This window comes from Streptomyces sp. NPDC060031 (assembly GCF_042736805.1).
GTDB lineage: Bacteria > Actinomycetota > Actinomycetes > Streptomycetales > Streptomycetaceae > Streptomyces.
Window position 1 is genome coordinate 12,793 of sequence record NZ_JBHWVM010000038.1, and the last position, 15,888, is coordinate 28,680.

Consider the following 15,888-nt stretch of genomic DNA (forward strand, 5'->3'; position numbering starts at 1 on the left):
TGCTCCCCTCGGCTCAGGCGGGGCCGATCACCGGCCCCTCGTGCCATCCCGCGCCATCGCGCCAGTAGTGCTGGAGCAGGCGGTCGGTGCGCAGGACGACGACTTCCAGGTTGAACCCGAAGCTGCCCTGAAGCATCCCGGTGACCGCGAGCGCGTCGTGGCCGAAGACCGCGCCGCGGCTCCAGGCGGCTCCGGCGGCGTTCCCCCGCCACCAGTGCTCGACCCGCCCGTCCCCGACGGCCACGCACAGCTCGTAGTTCCCGGCGGTGTCCTCGTCCGCGGCCCCGTACTGCCCCTCGATCAGGCAGGGCGCGGAGGTGATCGCGCTGCCGAAGACCTCCCCGGGGCGCCAGGCGAAGCCGTTCGGGTCGTCGCGCCACCACAGCTGCATCCGGCCGTCCGTACGGGTGGCGACCAGGTCGAGGTGGCGGGAGCGCGTCTGGACGAGGGCCGGGCCGTAGTGGGCGATGCCGGAGGCGAAGCGGCCGCCGTCGTTCCAGGTCCAGGGGGCGCCGTTGATCCGCCACCAGTGGTTGAGGCGGCCGTCCGCCGTCCGGACGACCACCTCGAAGTTGCCCGGCTTGCCGTAGTCGCTCTGGATGAAGGCCGGGGTCGAGCCGACCGCCGCGTCACCCGGCCCGAAGGCCCCGCCGTCGCGCCAGGTGCCGCCGGACTGCTCGTAGTACCAGTGGCGCATCCGCCCGCCCGTGGTGACGTGCAGGGACTCCATGTTCCGGTTGTACGTGGTCCCGGTGAAGGCCGGCTGGCCGGAGGCGTCGTTGGCGAAGGCCCCGGCGCGGGCCCACGCGAAGGGGGCGTCGCCCTCGCGCCACCAGTGCTGCAGGCGGGCCCCGCCGGTGGTGGCGAGCAGCTCGAAGTTGCGGTGGGCGCGGCCGTTGCCGCTCTCGTAGACGTTGCCCCCGTGCAGACGGCGCTTGCTCCAGGGGTCGATGTTGGTGCCGCGCAGTCCGCACTTGGCCCAGTGGTCGATCCGCACCTCGCCGTACGCGATCCGCCCGTAGCCGCCCACGTGGTAGCCGGTGCCCCAGGAGTTCTTGAACAGCCAGCAGCCCGCCGCGTCGTCGTAACCGACGATCAGCACGCAGTGGCCGCCCGCGAGGCGGTCGGTGGTGCGGTGGTAGACGCCGGAGCCGAGGCCGAAGAAGTCCTCGTACACGTCGAAGCAGGCGGTCAGCGGGCCGACCGTGTCCAGCCAGACCTTCTGCTGCTCCACGTCGCCCAGGCGCACGTAGTCGGAGATCCTGACGGTGCGCCCGGAGCGGTCCCAGCTCGGCGTGTACTCGGCGCGCCAGGCGTCGCGCCGCTCGGCGGGCAGCCCGTCGGGCGGGGTCGAGTACGGCCAGCAGTCCGGGTCCGCGAGACCCCCGTTGGTCTTGATCCAGTCGAGTGCGGTCTCGGGGTTGCTGCCCTGCCCGCAGGTGAAGCGCAGCCCGTCGTGGACGTCCCCCTCGGAGCGCTCGGCCCACACGTCGTGCTCGATCCGGGCCATGGACTCCACGAGCCCGGCCGCCCCGAAGGCCCAGCAGGAGCCGCAGGGGTTCTGGTCCTTCACCTTGGTGATCCACGGCCAGCCCCAGCGGCCCCGCCAGTCCACGGCGGTCGGCCGCGCCCCCACGACCGGTCCTGCCGTGTGCGGCGCCCTTGCCGCTCCCGCTTCCCCTGCCGCTCCCGCTTCCTCTGCCGCTCCCAGCAGGCCGTGCGCCGCCCTGCGCCGGGTGAGGTGCGGATTTCCGCTCGCGTGCCCGATGGTCCCCCGCAGATCGATGACCCCCACGTCCTCGGCGGGCGTCAGGTTCGCCCCCGGCTCCAGGCCGAGCGAGGGCCGCGGTACGGGCTCCTCGTCGGCCAGGTGTTCGCTCACGGACCACCGCGCCCCCTGCTCCGCGAGCCGCGCCCGCAACTCCCCCACCGTCTGGACAGACTCCTCCGGCATACCGGCCCCCCAGCTGTACCCGCCCGGTTGCGGGACCCGGGAGCGTCTCCCCGCCACCGGGGGCGGTCAAGGGGGTCGGGGCGGTCGCGCGGTGGCACGGCGGTCGCACGGGCCGGCGGGCAGGCGGCGGGCGGCAGGCGCAAGCGCCTCGCTACGGGGTCATCGCCCGGCCGCCGATGCCCGGGGCCCCGGCCAACTGCCCCTGCCACCACGCCGCCACCTCGCCGTGGCTCATGTCCGCCCAGGCCGGGGTCCGCTCGACCTGGGCGTGCCCGAGCCGGCGTGCCAGCGCGACCAGTTCCCGCCCGGCGGGGCCGCGGGCGGCCTGGTAGCCGCGCAGCAGTTCCTCGAAGGAGCCGGACCGGCGCCAGCCCTCGGCGAAGGCGGTGGCGTCCTGGAGGGCCTTGGCGGCGCCGCTCGTGTTGTGCGGGCGTACGACGCTGGCCGCGTCCCCCGCGAGCAGGAGGCGGCCGGCGGTGGTGCGCGCGGTCTCCAGGTCGTAGATGGGCTGGACGAAGGTGTCCGCCGGGTCGGTCAGCGCGAGCGCCCGACCCCAGTACGACGGGAACTCCCGCTCCAGCAACGCACCGAGGTGCGCGGAGAGTTCCGGGGTCAGACCGCCCGGCGGGAAGCTCGTGGGGTCGTCGAAGCGCAGCTGCCCGTCCTGCGGGGGCGGAGCGTAGAGCACCCAGTTCACCCGGGGTCCGTCCGGTCCGGGCATGCGGTAGATGACGCAGGTGCCGCCGGGGAAGCAGACGGTGGTCACCGCGTCGGGCGCCGGGTCGGCGGCGGCGCCGAGCTCCGCGAGCCGCGCCGCGTCGAGGTTGCCGCGCCAGCACACGTACCCGGCGTAGTGCGGCCGGGACTCGGGGCAGACCGCCGCGCGCACCACGGAGCGGTAGCCGTCGGCGCCGACGACCAGGTCGTACCGCTCGACGGCGCCGCCCGCGAGCCGCACCTCGGCCCCGCCACCGGCTTCCGCTTCCGCCACGCCCGCCACCGTCTCGCCCTGCCGGTAGACCACCGCGTCCGGGACCGCCTCGCGCAGCCCGCGCCAGAGCAGGCCCCAGTGGTACGAGTGGAAGGGGAACGGCTGCTCCCAGATCACCCGCCCGCCTGCCGCGTCACGATCCCGGACCACCCACCGGCGCCGCTCCAGCCGGTGCGCGGCGATCCCCTCGGGCAGGGCCCCGCTCGCGCGCAGCTCGGCCGCCCGGTCGTCGTGGACGCAGAGCCCGACGCCCCGGTCCGCGAGCCGCCCCCGGGTCCGCTCCAGCACCACCACCTCCCCGGCGCCGGCGCGCGCCGCCGCCGTGGCGAATGCGCATCCGGCGATGCTCCCGCCGACCACCGCGACCGCACCGTCCCGCATGTCCGCCTCCGTACGCTTCCGGGGGCCGACACCCTACAGAAGCGGGCCCGTCGCCCGCGCGGGGCAGACAGGCCATTCGGCGGTCAGCCTTCGCGTGTCAGCCCTCGCGTGTCAGCCCTCGTGCGTCAGCCCTCGTGCGTCAGCCCTCGTGCGTGGTGATGGCGTAGCCGTCGGGGCCGATGAAGGTGAACATCTTGCCGAACGGACCCTCCTGCGGCGCCGTCACGATCGGGACCCCGGCGGCGTGCAGCCTGTCGTGCAGGGCCTGCGCGTCGCTGGTCTTGAACCACAGGGCGACCCCGAGGCCGGGCCGCGGGGTGGCATCGAGGTCCACGCCCGGCAGCGGCTCGCGGACGGCGAACGGCACGGGCTCGGTCGCGAACACCACGGCCCCGGGCGGCGAGGCGGGCGTGCGGCGCAGGCCGAGGTGCTCCTCGTAGAAGGTGGCGGCCGCTTCGACGTCGCGCACCTGCAGAGCGATGAAGTCCGGGCCGGTGACGGTGACGGTCATGAGTTCTCCCTGGTGGGCGCCTTGATGTCAGGACTTTGACATCCCGGAAGGTAGACGACCTCGCGTCGGCATGTCAAACTCCTGACATGGATGAGGGAACCCCTGCCGACGACGTGACCCAGCGCCTGGGCTACCGCCTCAAGCGCGCCGCGGCGGCACTGCGCGGCGCGATGGACAGGGCGCTGCGCGCGTACGACCTGACGGTGCCGCAGTACGCCTGCCTCGAACTCCTCGACCAGCGCCCCGGCCTCTCCAACGCCGAACTGGCCCGCGGCGCCTTCGTCACGCGGCAGTCCATGAACGTCGTCCTGCGCGGACTCCAGGACGGCGGCCTGATCACCCGCCCGGCCACCACGGACCGCGGCCGCGCCCTGCCGGCCCACCTGACCGAGGAGGGCCACCGCCGCCTCGCGGCGGCACGCTCGGCCGTCTACGCGATCGACCGGCGCATGACCGACGCCGTCCCGGAGTCCCGCCTCCCCGAACTCCTGGCCGACCTCGACCGCATGGCATCGGTGCTGGACGGCTGAGGCCCCAGGGCCGCGCCGGCCCGCGAGGCGTCCCGTTAGTCTGCTGCCATGCATGGCTGGATAGCGCCGAGTGGCATCGAGCGGGAGCTGCACGAGACCAAGGCGCGCGGCGACTGGGCCGCGTACCTCGACGCCCTCGCGCGCGCCGAGCTGTTCTTGCCCCAACCCCGCGCCCACGTCGACGCCGAGCCGACGCAGGCCCGTTTCCACCCCATGCCCGACGGCCGGAGCCTCGCCGTCTACACCCGCGGGATGCTCCCGGTCCCCGACCCCCACACGGTCTACCTGCGCCAGAGCCTCGCCTGGTTCGCCAACGCCTGGGACCACCGCGACCCCCCGTACCTCGCCGTGAACCCCGGCTCCCCCGCCGAGGCCTACCTCACCACCACCCCCGCCGACCGCGACCGCTGGCGCGCCCACTGGGACGCCGCGGACTCCTGGGGCCTGGCCGCCGGCGCCGTACACGCCCTGCACACCGGCGGCCCGCTGCACGGACCGGTCGCGCACGGACTCGCCGTCGGCGCCCATCTCGCCGTCAGCAACGGCGAGTTCTGGAACGCCCTCGCCTACCACGGCAGCGGCTACACCCGCGAGCGCGACCGCCTGCGCAAGATGTGGGACATCACCACCCCCGAAGACTGGCTCGACGTGCTCGACCGCATGCTGAACGCCGAGATCGTCAGCCCCGTCTGGGAGTTCGCCCTGCGCGTGCGCCGCGTCCTCGCCTCCGACTTCGCCGGGCCCGTCGACATCGAGCACTGGCGGCACGCCGCCGAGGCCAGCCTGCGCCTGAGCGCCCAGCGCTCCGCGCAGCCGCAGCTCACCCCCGACGGGGTCACCGTCGCCCAGCCGCGCCCCTCCGCGGAGGTCGAGGGCGAGATCGCCGGCGTCCAGCGGCTGATCGGCCGCATCGCCCGCTACGAGCAGCGCTTCCGGGCCGACGGACTCCTCGCCGAGGGCGCCTGGGTCCGCTCCGTCCAGGGCTGGGACCACGGCCGGGCCTCCCAGATGGCCCGCTGGGGCCTCGGCACCCGCTACGGCACCCTCGAAGACGCCGAACGGGCCGTGCTCCGGGCCGGCGAGGCCGCCCGCGGGGTGTACCGCTCGTGGGAGGAGTTCTCCGCCGGGTACCTGCTCGCGCGCTGCCTGCACTTCGACGAGGAGGAGTTCGGGGAGTGGTACGAAACCTCCCTCGCCACCCACCTCGCCCTGACCACCGACCCGGCCAGCCCCTGGCGCAACATCCCCTGGGCCTGACGGATCCGTAGCCGCCTTCGCGACGTCCCGGTCCCCGGCCGCGATGCCCCGGGCGTCCGCGCCCCGCGGCAACTAGTCTCGTGCACATGACTGTTGCCTTGAACGACACGGTACGAAAGCTGCTCGACTCCCCGAACCCCGCGGTGTTGGCGACCCTCAACCCCGACGGGAGCCCGCAGAGTTCGGTGGTGTGGGTGACCCGCGACGGCGAGGACATCCTGATCTCCACCGAGCGGGGCCGCCGCAAGGAGCGCAACATGGCCCGTGACGACCGCGTCGGCCTGACCGTCTTCGACCTGGCCAACCCCTTCCTCTACGCCGAGATCCGCGGCACCGCCACCATCACCGAGGACACCGGCCGGGCCGTCGCCGTGCGCATAGCGGAGGAGTACATGGGCCCCGGCGCGGGCCAGGAGTACGCCGACGCCCCGGCGGAGCGGGTGCGCGTCGTCGTGCGCGTCACCCCGGCCAAGGTGCTCGGCAACGCCGCCCAGGCCGGCTAGGGCAGCTCGGGACGGACCCTCGACCAGGCGTCGACCGCCTCCGCCAAGGGGTCGGCGTCCCGGAGGTGGGGGCGGGCCGGCGCCATCCACGGGATCAGGTTCTTGATGCGGCGCAGCCGAAGGATCGCCGGACGCGGCAGCTCCCGCCAGGTGCGGGCCTGCGCCAGCGCCTCCTCGGGGGAGATCCCGATCTGGGCCAGTACGTCGCGGCAGAGCGCGGCCGGGTCCCGGTCCGGGCTCGCGTCCTCGGGACCGAAGTGCTGGATCAAGTAGCCCCGTACGGCGGCCCCTTCGGCCCCGCACTCCGCCTCGGGCCGGCCCGCCCGGCCGATGGCCGCCAGCGCCACCCGCCCCCACCGCAGCCGTACCCCCTCGGGCAGGCACTCGTCCTGCATCCGGCCCACCGCCAGGCTCCGCAGCGGTGCGGGGTGCGGCTCGTCGAGCAGCGGGGGCCCGGTGGCCAGCCAGGCCTCCAGTTCCTCCAGAGAATGCCCGTCGGCCGGTACCGAGGTCAGCACCTGCCCCCGGCTGAGCAGCGCGACCACGGCGCCGCTGAGGTGGACCTTCGCCACGTGACCCGCGTCGACGAAGCCGACGGGGCGCCCGTACCGCTCGATCCGGCGCAGCCCGAGCCGCAGCTCCCCGACGGCGTACACCTGTCCGGCCCGCGCGACCCCGCCGACGCAGCGGACCACGCACACCCCGCCGGTGACGTCCGCCTCCTCGACGGAGTACACCTGCAACTCGGCGATGGACAACCCCCGGCCCCCCTCGTCCGCTTCTCCGGGCGGGAGGCTACCGCGTTCGTCCCGCGACGGCCGCTCCGGCACGGGACGGACCGCGTGACCTGCCGGGGCTCAACGCCGACCAGCGCCTCGCCGTCCTGCACCCACTCCAGCTCCACGACGGCCGGCGGCCGGTCCCCGGATTGCGGGGACCGGCCGTCGGATGGTGCGTGGTTGCCCGTCACGCCCAGGTGATCAGTCGGCGGGGGTGCTCCAGGACCGCCGCGATGTCGGCGAGGAAGCGGGAGCCGAGCTCGCCGTCGATCAGGCGGTGGTCGAAGGACAGCGCCAGGGTGGTGACCTGGCGCGGCTTGACCTTGCCCTTGTGGACCCACGGCTGGAGCTTGATCGCGCCGACCGCGAGGATCGCGGACTCGCCGGGGTTCAGGATGGGCGTACCGGTGTCGACGCCGAAGACGCCGACGTTGGTGATGGTGATGGTGCCCTGCTGCATGTCGGCCGGGGAGGTCTTGCCCTCGCGGGCCGTGGCGACCAGGTCCGACAGGGCCGTCGACAGCTCGCCGAGCGTCTTGGCGTGGGCGTCCTTGATGTTCGGGACGATCAGCCCGCGCGGGGTGGCCGCCGCGATGCCCAGGTTGACGTAGTGCTTGAGCACGATCTCCTGGGCCGCCTCGTCCCAGGACGCGTTGACGTCCGGGTTGCGGCGGATGGCCACGAGGACGGCCTTGGCGATCAGGAGCAGCGGGTTGATCCGCAGACCGGCGAGGTCCGGGTCGTCCTTGAGCTCCTGGACCAGCTTCATCGTGCGCGTCACGTCGAAGGTGATGAACTCGGTGACGTGCGGCGCGGTGAAGGCCGAGCCGACCATGGCCTGCGCGGTGACCTTGCGGACCCCCTTGACCGGGATACGGGTCTCCCGCGCCGCCGTCTCGGCCGCCGGGGCCTGGACGGAAGCGGGCACGGCCGCGGCCGCGGCCGCCACGGTCGCCGGAGCGGGCGCCGCGGCCTGCGGGGTGATCGCGGCGGCTGCCGCCGCGTGCACGTCCTCGCGGGTCACCACCCCGCCGTCGCCGGTCGGGACCACGGCGGCCAGGTCGATGCCGAGGTCCTTGGCGAGCTTGCGGACCGGCGGCTTCGCCAGGGGGCGCTCGGTCCCGTTCGGCTGCGCGGGGACGGCGGGCAGCGCGGGCGCCACCGGGGCGGCCGTGCCGTTCTGCGCGGCGGTGGCCGCCGGAGCGGCCTTGCGCGGGCGGCGCTTCGTGGAAGCGGTGGAGACGCCGTAGCCGACCAGGACGGGCTGGCGCCCCTCGGGGGCGGCCTCCTCGGCGGCGGCCGCGACGGCCGGAGCCGCGACGGCCGGGGCCGCCTCCTGGACCGGAGCCGCCTCCTGGACCGGGGCCTCCGCCTCGCCGGCGGGGCCGGTCCGGACGGAGATGATCACCTGGCCGACGTCGACCGTGGTGCCCTCCTCGAAGAGGAGCGCGTGGACGGTGCCGTCGAAGGGGATCGGCAGCTCGACGGCCGCCTTCGCCGTCTCGACCTCGCACACGACCTGCCCGTCGGTGACGGTGTCACCCGGCTGGACGTACCACTTGAGGATCTCGGCCTCGGTGAGGCCCTCGCCCACATCGGGCATCTTGAATTCGCGGATCGTCACAGGGCTCTCCTCAGTACGCCAGCGAGCGGTCGACGGCGTCGAGCACCCTGTCCAGGCCCGGCAGGTACTCGTCCTCCAGACGGGCCGGCGGGTACGGGGCGTGGAAGCCGCCCACCCGCAGGACCGGGGCCTCCAGGTGGTAGAAGCACCGCTCCGTGATGCGAGCGGCGATCTCCGAACCCACACCCAGGAACACCGGGGCCTCGTGGACGACGACGAGCCGGCGGGTCTTCTCCACCGACGCCTGAAGTCCGTCGAAGTCGATCGGGGACATCGAGCGCAGGTCCACGACCTCCACCGACTTGCCCTCCTCGGCCGCGGCGGCCGCCGCCTCCAGGCAGACCTTCACCATCGGCCCGTAGGCCGCCAGGGTGATGTCGGAGCCCGCGCGGGCCACCCGGGACGCGTGCAGCGCGTCGGGGATCGCCTCGACGTCGACCTCGCCCTTGTCCCAGTAGCGGCGCTTCGGCTCGAAGAAGATCACCGGGTCGTCGCTGAGGATCGCCTGCTGGAGCATCCAGTACGCGTCCGAGGCGTTGCTCGGCGAGACCACCTTCAGGCCCGGCACGTGCGCGAAGAGCGCCTCGGGCGACTCCGAGTGGTGCTCCACCGCGCCGATGCCGCCCGCGTACGGGATGCGTACGACGACCGGGAGCTTGATCTTGCCCAGCGCCCGCGCGTGCATCTTCGCGAGCTGCGTGACGATCTGGTCGTACGCGGGGAAGACGAAACCGTCGAACTGGATCTCGACGACCGGCCGGTAGCCGCGCAGGGCCAGGCCGATCGCGGTGCCGACGATGCCCGACTCGGCGAGCGGGGTGTCGATGACCCGCTCCTCGCCGAAGTCCTTCTGCAGGCCGTCGGTGATGCGGAAGACACCGCCCAGCTTGCCGACGTCCTCACCCATGATGAGGACCTTCGGGTCCTGCTCCAGCGCCTTGCGCAGCGACTCGTTCAGCGCCTTCGCAATGGACATCTTTTCGATAGCCATGCCGCTCACTCCCCACCCTCGAACGACGCGAGGTAGGCCGCGAACTGCGCGCGCTCCTCGTCGACCAGCGCGTGACCGTCCGCGTAGACGTTCTCGAAGATCGCCATCGTGTCCGGGTCGGGCATGGCCCGTACGACCTCGCGCACGTGCTTGCCCAGCTTCTCGCTCTCGGCCTCGAGCTCCTCGAAGAACGCGTCGTCGGCGCCTCCGGTGGCCAGCAGGTGGGCCTTCAGGCGCAGGATCGGGTCCCGGTCCTCCCAGGCCGCGCGCTCCTCGTCCCGCCGGTACTTCGTCGGGTCGTCGGAGGTGGTGTGCGCGCCCATGCGGTACGTGAAGGCCTCGACCAGCGTCGGGCCCTCGCCCCGGCGGGCGCGCTCCAGCGCCCAGCGGGTGACCGCGAGGCAGGCCAGTACGTCGTTGCCGTCGACCCGGATGCCCGGGAAGCCGAAGCCCTGCGCGCGCTGGTAGAGCGGCACGCGCATCTGGCGCTCGGTGGGCTCGGAGATCGCCCACTGGTTGTTCTGGCAGAAGAACACCACGGGGGAGTTGTAGACGGCCGAGAAGGTGAAGGCCTCCGCGACGTCGCCCTGGCTGGACGCGCCGTCGCCGAAGTAGGCGATGACGGCCGAGTCGGCGCCGTCCTTGGCCACGCCCATCGCGTAACCGGTCGCGTGCAGCGTCTGCGAGCCGATGACGATCGTGTACAGGTGGAAGTTGTTGGTGGTGGGGTCCCAGCCGCCGTGGTTCACACCGCGGAACATGCCGAGCAGATTGGTCGGGTCGACCCCGCGGCACCAGGCCACGCCGTGCTCGCGGTAGGTCGGGAAGACGTAGTCGTCGTCCCGCAGGGCCCGGCCGGAGCCGATCTGAGCCGCCTCCTGCCCGAGCAGCGAGGCCCACAGGCCCAGCTCGCCCTGGCGCTGCAGGGCGGTCGCCTCCCCGTCGAAACGGCGGGTCAGGACCATGTCGCGGTAAAGGCCGCGCAGGTCCTCGGTGGTGATGTCGGCGACGAAGGGGGCGAACTCGGCGACGTCTGCGTCGTCGGGGTGGGTGTCGACCCCGATCCTTTCCCCCTCGGGCGTCAGCAGCTGTACGAGCTGAGGCTCGGCGTCATGCATCTGCGCGGTGGCAGCAGGGGTCTTGCGGGCGCTCGCCGCGCCTGCCGCCCGCTTGGTGCCGCTGCTGCGTCGCGGCTTGCGCGCGGCAGTGCTCTCCACGGTCACGTGTGCTCCTCCGTCGGTCCGGCACCCGGGTTCTCCGGGGTCCAGTGCGGCTCACCTGTATCCGTACCCGCGCACGGGGTGGGTGCGCGTCGCGTACGGGATTCAGGCGTGACAGGTGCCCCGGCGAGTGCCCTGCGCAATGCACGTTACCCAGTGCGCCGCATAACTGCGAAACCCCGTTTGACCTGCGATTTTGCTTGGATTTCCAAGTAAATCCGCAGAAGCGGGAACAACCACTGGTCACAGCCTTGCAGGGGGCCGGAACAACGGCACGTTATCCCGGGTAACAGCGGCAGGGAAGGGGTGAGTGTGTGAAACTGACACCGTGCGCGAAAACGGAAAAATCAAGGTATTCCTCCTGGACGACCACGAAGTGGTACGCCGGGGCGTCTATGAGCTGCTGTCGGTCGAGGAGGACATCGAGATCGTCGGCGAGGCCGGTACAGCCGCCGACGCGCTGGTGCGAATCCCCGCCACCCGCCCCGACGTGGCCATTCTCGATGTGCGCCTGCCGGACGGCAGCGGCGTCGAGGTCTGCCGCGAGGTCCGCTCGCACAACGAGGACATCAAGTGCCTCATGCTGACGTCCTTCGCCGACGACGAGGCACTGTTCGACGCGATCATGGCCGGCGCCTCGGGGTACGTGCTCAAGGCGATCCGCGGCAATGAGCTGCTCAACGCGGTACGGGACGTCGCGGCCGGCAAGTCGCTGCTCGACCCCGTCGCCACCGCCCGGGTGCTGGAGCGGCTGCGCGACGGCAAGAAAGGCAAGGGCGACGACCGCCTCTCCAACCTCACCGACCAGGAGCGGAAGATCCTCGACCTGATCGGCGAGGGCCTGACGAACCGCGTGATCGGTGAGCGGCTCCACCTGGCCGAGAAGACGATCAAGAACTACGTCTCCAGCCTGCTCTCCAAGCTGGGCATGGAGCGCCGCTCCCAGGCCGCGGCCTACGTGGCCCGCCTCCAGGCGGAGAAGCGCTGACCCGTCCGTCATCGCCGGCACGGGGCAAGATGTTCAATTCGGGACCAACGTCCCCGATCGATCGGGGCGGGCTCCTCTTTTGGGCCGTCGGGTCGCTACCGCACAGTGGACCGCATGTCCCCAGAGGAACTCCACGCCATCGAACTGCTGCGCCGCGTGCCGTACGGCCGAGTCGCCACCAGCATGCGCGCGCTGCCCTTCCTCGCCCTCGCCCGCCACATCGTGGTGAACGGCAAGGTCGTCCTGAGAATGCACGCCGGTTTCGGCTATCACCAGGCCTGCAACGGAAGTGTGGTCGCCTACGGCGCCGACAACTTCAATTCCCCGGAACCCCGGCTGTGGTCGGTCCAGTTCACCGGAACGGCCGAGATCATCGAGCCCACCACCGCTGAGCTGGAGCTTTTCGGTCCGGGCCCGCATTTCGCGGACGGCGCGGTCTTCGACCCCGTCTACATGCGAATCGAGCCCCAGTTCGTCACCGTGCACACCCTCGTGGGGAATCCCGACCGGCAGTATCAGCACGCACTCTGACGCGTAAGAGTCGTGTCGTACGAGTCATACGAACCGTACGTACGAGAACGGCCCGGCGGAATTCACCCCGCCGGGCCGTTCTTTCGTGTGCGCGCCTAGTCGGAGTCGTCCTGAGCGGCCGGGCTCCCCCCGCCACCGGGCGACGGGGACTTCGTCACCGGCGGCTGGCTCGACTTGGTCGGCGGCGGCGAGGACTTCGTCGGGGGCGGCGAGGACTGCGCGGACGGCGTATAGCTCGGCGTGTAGCGGCTGCGGCCCGGCGTCGGCGAGTAGTCGTCGTACGAGCGCGAGGTCTCCGGGGTGTGCCGCGACGGCGAGGTCTCCGGGCTGTTCTGCGTGCCCGGGGAGCTCGGCTGGCCGCTGGAGGAGCTGACGTTGGCCGGCGGGGTCTCGTGCTTTTTCTTGGAGCCGACGCTGTTGACGGCGTAGGCCACGCCCGCGGCGACCGCGATCACGGCGAGCACCGCGAACAGCCACAGCTTCCAGCGGCTGCCGCCGCCGGAGTGGTCGTCATAACCGTCGTAGCCGTCGTAACCGCCGCCGCCCTGGCCCCCCTGGCCGCCGTGCCCGCCGGCGCCGGAGAAGGCCGAGCCGTCGTCCGGGTTCAGCGGCGGCACCATCGGCTGCTTGAACTGCGAGGTCGAGGCGTTCGAGGGGTGTTGGTGCTGACCGCCCGTGGAGCCGATCGGCATCGCGGTGGTCTGCGCGGGACCGCGCCCGTGCGGCAGGGCCATGGTGACCGGACCGGTGTTCCAGGTACCGGTGTTCGGCCCCTGGTCGTGCAGCATCTGCAGGGCGTACTGGACCAGCCCGCGCATCTCCTCGGCGCTCTGGAACCGGTCGTCCGGGTCCTTGGCGAGGGAGCGCATGACGAGCCCGTCGAGCTCCTGCGGGATGGAGTGGCCCTCCGGCAGGTGCGAGGGCGGGATCGGCGCGTCCTGGACGTGCTGGTAGACCACCGACAGCGGCGTCTCACCGGTGAACGGGGGCCGCAGCGCGAGCAGTTCGTAGAGCAGACAGCCGGTCGCGTACAGGTCGGAGCGGTGGTCCACGGCCTTGCCGAGGGCCTGCTCGGGCGACAGGTACTGCGGGGTGCCCATGACCATGCCGGTCTGGGTCATCGTCGACTGCACGCCGTGCAGGGCGCGGGCGATGCCGAAGTCCATCACCTTCACCGCGCCGGTGTCCGTGATGATGACGTTGGCGGGCTTGATGTCGCGGTGCACGATGCCGTGCTGGTGCGAGTACGCGAGCGCTTCGAGGACGCCCGAGGTGATGATGAGCGCCTGCTCGGGGCCCGGGGCCTCGGCGCTGATCAGCAGGTCGCGGATGGTGCGGCCCTCGACCAGCTCCATGACGATGTACGGAACGGTTCTGGGGCCGACCTTGTCCTCGCCGGAGTCGTACACGGCGACGACGGCATGGTGGTTGAGCCCGGCGACCGACTGCGCCTCGCGCGTGAACCGGGCCTTGGACACCGGGTCCTCGGCGAGGTCCGCGCGCAGCAGCTTGACGGCGACGGTCCGGCCCAGCCGTACGTCCTCGGCGGCGAACACCTCGGCCATACCACCGCGGCCCAGGCGGTGGGTCAGCCGGTAACGGCCGTCTCCCACCAGGCCACCTGCGCCCCAGTGCTCAGGACCGTCGGCCATCCCGGCGCCGTTTCCCTCGGGTTCGGGTGCCATCAGTCCTCGCCGTCGTCTCTCTCGGCCGCCGCTCAGCGGTAGGTCCTCATCGGGTGCTCCGATGAACGCTACAGCCTCGGAACCGTCCACCGTTCGGACAAGGGCCCGGGTGGCCTTGTGGTCACGGAACGGGCACCTGGCTTGACGTGTGCTTGCCCTCCGGCAGACTGGGCGCGACACAAGCGTGGCGAGGGGAAGCAACAGTCATGAGCCAGGACGGCACTCAGGGCCGGTACGCAGGCGGTTCCCTGGCCCGTGGCCGTTACCAGCTACGGGATTTGCTGGGCGAGGGCGGCATGGCCGCGGTGTACCTCGCCTACGACACGGCGCTCGACCGCCAGGTGGCGATCAAGACCCTGCACACCGAGCTGGGCCGCGAGCAGTCCTTCCGCGAGCGGTTCCGCCGTGAGGCCCAGGCTGTTGCGAAACTGTCGCACACCAACATCGTCTCGGTGTTCGACACGGGTGAGGACGATTTCGACGGCTCGCTCATGCCGTACATCGTCATGGAGTACGTCGAGGGGCAGCCGCTCGGCTCCGTGCTCCAGTCGGACATCACGCAGTACGGGGCGATGCCGGCCGACAAGGCGCTGAAGGTGACAGCCGACGTGCTGGCCGCGCTGGAGACCAGCCACGAGATGGGTCTGGTCCACCGCGACATCAAGCCGGGCAACGTCATGATCACCAAGCGCGGCGTGGTCAAGGTGATGGACTTCGGCATCGCGCGGGCCATGCAGTCGGGGGTCACCTCGATGACGCAGACCGGCATGGTCGTCGGCACCCCGCAGTACCTCTCCCCCGAGCAGGCGCTCGGGCGCGGGGTCGACGCGCGGTCCGACCTGTACTCGGTCGGCATCATGCTGTTCCAGCTGCTGACCGGGCGGATCCCCTTCGACGCCGACTCGCCGCTGGCCATAGCGTACGCACACGTACAGGAGGAGCCGGTCGCCCCGTCCTCCGTCAACCGCGCGGTGACCCCGGCGATGGACGCGCTGGTGGCGCGGGCCCTGAAGAAGAACCCGAACGAGCGCTTCCCCACCGCGGCCGCCATGCGGGACGAGGTCGCGCGGGTGCTGAACGCCGGTCAGACCGGTGCCCCGGTGATCGTCCCCGGCGCCCACGCGGGCGGCAGCGGGGCGGGCGTGGGCTCGGCCGTCTTCCCGCCGGTGGACTCCGGCTTCCAGGCGCCGCCGCCGCAGTCGCTCCAGCAGCCGTACCAGGCCCCGGCGCCGCACACCCCGGCGCCGTCCCCGTACGCGCCGACGCCCCCGCCGGTGCAGCACGGGCAGGGCGGGTACGCGTACCCGCCGCAGCAGCACACCCCGGCGCCCCAGCAGCAGTACGCGCCGCAGACTCCGCCGCCGTACGCGGTCTCCGCCCAGAGGCCGCGGACGTCCGTCGGCACGGGCGGCGCGGGGGCGAAGAAGAACACCCCGGTGATCGTGGGCGCGATCGTGGTGGCCCTGCTGGCCATCGGCGGTCTGATCGCGGCGCTCGACCTGGGCGGGGACAAGGACAAGGGGAACACCGCCGACCCCGGCTCCTCCAAGGGCTCCTCCAGCGCCCCGAGCGGCTCGACCCAGGCCGGTCACAAGGGGCCGGATCCCGCGCGCACGATCGACGTGAACAAGTGCAAGGAGCCGAGCAAGGCGTTCAACGACGCCACCAAGGTCATCGCTCCGGACTTCCGGTACAAGAACATCCGCTCGGTGAAGGAGTGCATCCAGGCCGCGGGCTGGAAGTACAAGATCACCGAGCGCGACGAGGCCGTGTACGGGCAGGACACGGTCCTGGAGCAGCTGCCCGAGGCGGGCACGAACGTCGCCAAGGAGAGCACCGAGTTCACGCTGATCGTCTCGACCGGCGATCCCCAGTAGTCGGACGGCTTCGCGGCACCGCTTCGCCTCACGGCTCGGCGCCACGACCTCACGACGCACCCGCAT

At 72.3% G+C, this 15,888-nt stretch carries 14 protein-coding genes; 6 read left to right on the plus strand and 8 right to left on the minus strand.

What is annotated here, in order from left to right:
• Window positions 1-13: 13 nt before the first annotated feature.
• The 3 genes from ACFWB8_RS18755 to ACFWB8_RS18765 form a co-directional block, all read right to left on the minus strand.
• On the minus strand, window positions 14-1,954 hold the full coding sequence (locus ACFWB8_RS18755; RefSeq protein ID WP_385227699.1) for a C1 family peptidase: 1,941 nt from the start codon (window positions 1,952-1,954) through the stop codon (window positions 14-16).
• A 151-nt stretch (window positions 1,955-2,105) separates the two neighbouring features.
• Complete coding sequence (locus ACFWB8_RS18760; RefSeq protein ID WP_385227702.1) at window positions 2,106-3,326, minus strand: FAD-dependent monooxygenase; 1,221 nt, start codon at window positions 3,324-3,326, stop codon at window positions 2,106-2,108.
• A 139-nt stretch (window positions 3,327-3,465) separates the two neighbouring features.
• Window positions 3,466-3,837, minus strand: coding sequence for a VOC family protein (locus tag ACFWB8_RS18765; RefSeq protein ID WP_385227705.1), 372 nt, complete (start codon window positions 3,835-3,837; stop codon window positions 3,466-3,468).
• 86 nt (window positions 3,838-3,923) lie between these two features.
• Between ACFWB8_RS18765 and ACFWB8_RS18770 the strand changes: the two genes are divergently transcribed.
• The 3 genes from ACFWB8_RS18770 to ACFWB8_RS18780 all read left to right on the plus strand — a co-directional run bounded on the left by ACFWB8_RS18770 (window position 3,924) and on the right by ACFWB8_RS18780 (window position 6,127).
• Entirely contained in the window at window positions 3,924-4,367 is a 444-nt protein-coding gene (locus ACFWB8_RS18770; protein ID WP_385227708.1) for a MarR family winged helix-turn-helix transcriptional regulator, read from the plus strand.
• A 48-nt stretch (window positions 4,368-4,415) separates the two neighbouring features.
• Entirely contained in the window at window positions 4,416-5,624 is a 1,209-nt protein-coding gene (locus ACFWB8_RS18775) for a DUF1266 domain-containing protein (protein ID WP_385227711.1), read from the plus strand.
• A gap of 86 nt (window positions 5,625-5,710) precedes the next feature.
• Window positions 5,711-6,127: a PPOX class F420-dependent oxidoreductase gene (locus ACFWB8_RS18780; protein ID WP_385227714.1), complete on the plus strand. Its 417-nt coding sequence runs from the start codon at window positions 5,711-5,713 to the stop codon at window positions 6,125-6,127.
• Here ACFWB8_RS18780 and ACFWB8_RS18785 read toward each other — a convergent pair.
• The 4 genes from ACFWB8_RS18785 to pdhA all read right to left on the minus strand — a co-directional run bounded on the left by ACFWB8_RS18785 (window position 6,124) and on the right by pdhA (window position 10,744).
• Complete coding sequence (locus ACFWB8_RS18785; RefSeq protein WP_385227717.1) at window positions 6,124-6,885, minus strand: hypothetical protein; 762 nt, start codon at window positions 6,883-6,885, stop codon at window positions 6,124-6,126. The genes ACFWB8_RS18780 and ACFWB8_RS18785 overlap by 4 nt on opposite strands.
• Window positions 6,886-7,093: 208 nt before the next feature.
• Window positions 7,094-8,509, minus strand: coding sequence for a dihydrolipoamide acetyltransferase family protein (locus tag ACFWB8_RS18790; RefSeq protein ID WP_385227844.1), 1,416 nt, complete (start codon window positions 8,507-8,509; stop codon window positions 7,094-7,096).
• A 31-nt stretch (window positions 8,510-8,540) separates the two neighbouring features.
• On the minus strand, window positions 8,541-9,521 hold the full coding sequence (locus tag ACFWB8_RS18795) for an alpha-ketoacid dehydrogenase subunit beta (RefSeq protein WP_385227720.1): 981 nt from the start codon (window positions 9,519-9,521) through the stop codon (window positions 8,541-8,543).
• A 5-nt stretch (window positions 9,522-9,526) separates the two neighbouring features.
• Window positions 9,527-10,744 carry a pyruvate dehydrogenase (acetyl-transferring) E1 component subunit alpha gene (gene pdhA, locus ACFWB8_RS18800; RefSeq protein ID WP_385227723.1) on the minus strand — a complete coding sequence of 406 codons (1,218 nt, stop codon included), beginning with the start codon at window positions 10,742-10,744 and terminating at the stop codon, window positions 9,527-9,529.
• Window positions 10,745-11,069: 325 nt separating this feature from the next.
• Here pdhA and ACFWB8_RS18805 point away from each other — a divergent pair, with 325 nt between their 5' ends.
• Window positions 11,070-11,729, plus strand: coding sequence for a response regulator (locus ACFWB8_RS18805; protein ID WP_385227726.1), 660 nt, complete (start codon window positions 11,070-11,072; stop codon window positions 11,727-11,729).
• A gap of 114 nt (window positions 11,730-11,843) precedes the next feature.
• Window positions 11,844-12,260 carry a pyridoxamine 5'-phosphate oxidase family protein gene (locus ACFWB8_RS18810; RefSeq protein ID WP_385227729.1) on the plus strand — a complete coding sequence of 139 codons (417 nt, stop codon included), beginning with the start codon at window positions 11,844-11,846 and terminating at the stop codon, window positions 12,258-12,260.
• Window positions 12,261-12,355: 95 nt separating this feature from the next.
• Here ACFWB8_RS18810 and ACFWB8_RS18815 read toward each other — a convergent pair whose 3' ends face one another.
• The gene (locus ACFWB8_RS18815; protein ID WP_385227732.1) at window positions 12,356-13,945 is read right to left on the minus strand and encodes a protein kinase; all 1,590 of its coding nucleotides are present in this window, start codon (window positions 13,943-13,945) and stop codon (window positions 12,356-12,358) included.
• A 206-nt stretch (window positions 13,946-14,151) separates the two neighbouring features.
• Here ACFWB8_RS18815 and ACFWB8_RS18820 point away from each other — a divergent pair, with 206 nt between their 5' ends.
• Complete coding sequence (locus ACFWB8_RS18820; RefSeq protein WP_385227735.1) at window positions 14,152-15,822, plus strand: protein kinase; 1,671 nt, start codon at window positions 14,152-14,154, stop codon at window positions 15,820-15,822.
• Window positions 15,823-15,888: the final 66 nt, after the last annotated feature.

What these genes read in the sequence shown, in the direction of transcription:
- ACFWB8_RS18770 (WP_385227708.1), top strand. Translation starts at nt 3,924, where the DNA reads ATGGATGAGGGAACCCCTGCCGACGACGTGACCCAGCGCCTGGGCTAC.
- ACFWB8_RS18810 (WP_385227729.1), top strand. Translation starts at nt 11,844, where the DNA reads ATGTCCCCAGAGGAACTCCACGCCATCGAACTGCTGCGCCGCGTGCCG.
- ACFWB8_RS18755 (WP_385227699.1), bottom strand. Translation starts at nt 1,954, where the DNA reads ATGCCGGAGGAGTCTGTCCAGACGGTGGGGGAGTTGCGGGCGCGGCTC.
- ACFWB8_RS18790 (WP_385227844.1), bottom strand. Translation starts at nt 8,509, where the DNA reads ATGCCCGATGTGGGCGAGGGCCTCACCGAGGCCGAGATCCTCAAGTGG.
- ACFWB8_RS18815 (WP_385227732.1), bottom strand. Translation starts at nt 13,945, where the DNA reads ATGGCACCCGAACCCGAGGGAAACGGCGCCGGGATGGCCGACGGTCCT.
- ACFWB8_RS18775 (WP_385227711.1), top strand. Translation starts at nt 4,416, where the DNA reads ATGCATGGCTGGATAGCGCCGAGTGGCATCGAGCGGGAGCTGCACGAG.
- ACFWB8_RS18820 (WP_385227735.1), top strand. Translation starts at nt 14,152, where the DNA reads ATGAGCCAGGACGGCACTCAGGGCCGGTACGCAGGCGGTTCCCTGGCC.
- ACFWB8_RS18760 (WP_385227702.1), bottom strand. Translation starts at nt 3,326, where the DNA reads ATGCGGGACGGTGCGGTCGCGGTGGTCGGCGGGAGCATCGCCGGATGC.
- ACFWB8_RS18780 (WP_385227714.1), top strand. Translation starts at nt 5,711, where the DNA reads ATGACTGTTGCCTTGAACGACACGGTACGAAAGCTGCTCGACTCCCCG.
- ACFWB8_RS18765 (WP_385227705.1), bottom strand. Translation starts at nt 3,837, where the DNA reads ATGACCGTCACCGTCACCGGCCCGGACTTCATCGCTCTGCAGGTGCGC.
- ACFWB8_RS18795 (WP_385227720.1), bottom strand. Translation starts at nt 9,521, where the DNA reads ATGGCTATCGAAAAGATGTCCATTGCGAAGGCGCTGAACGAGTCGCTG.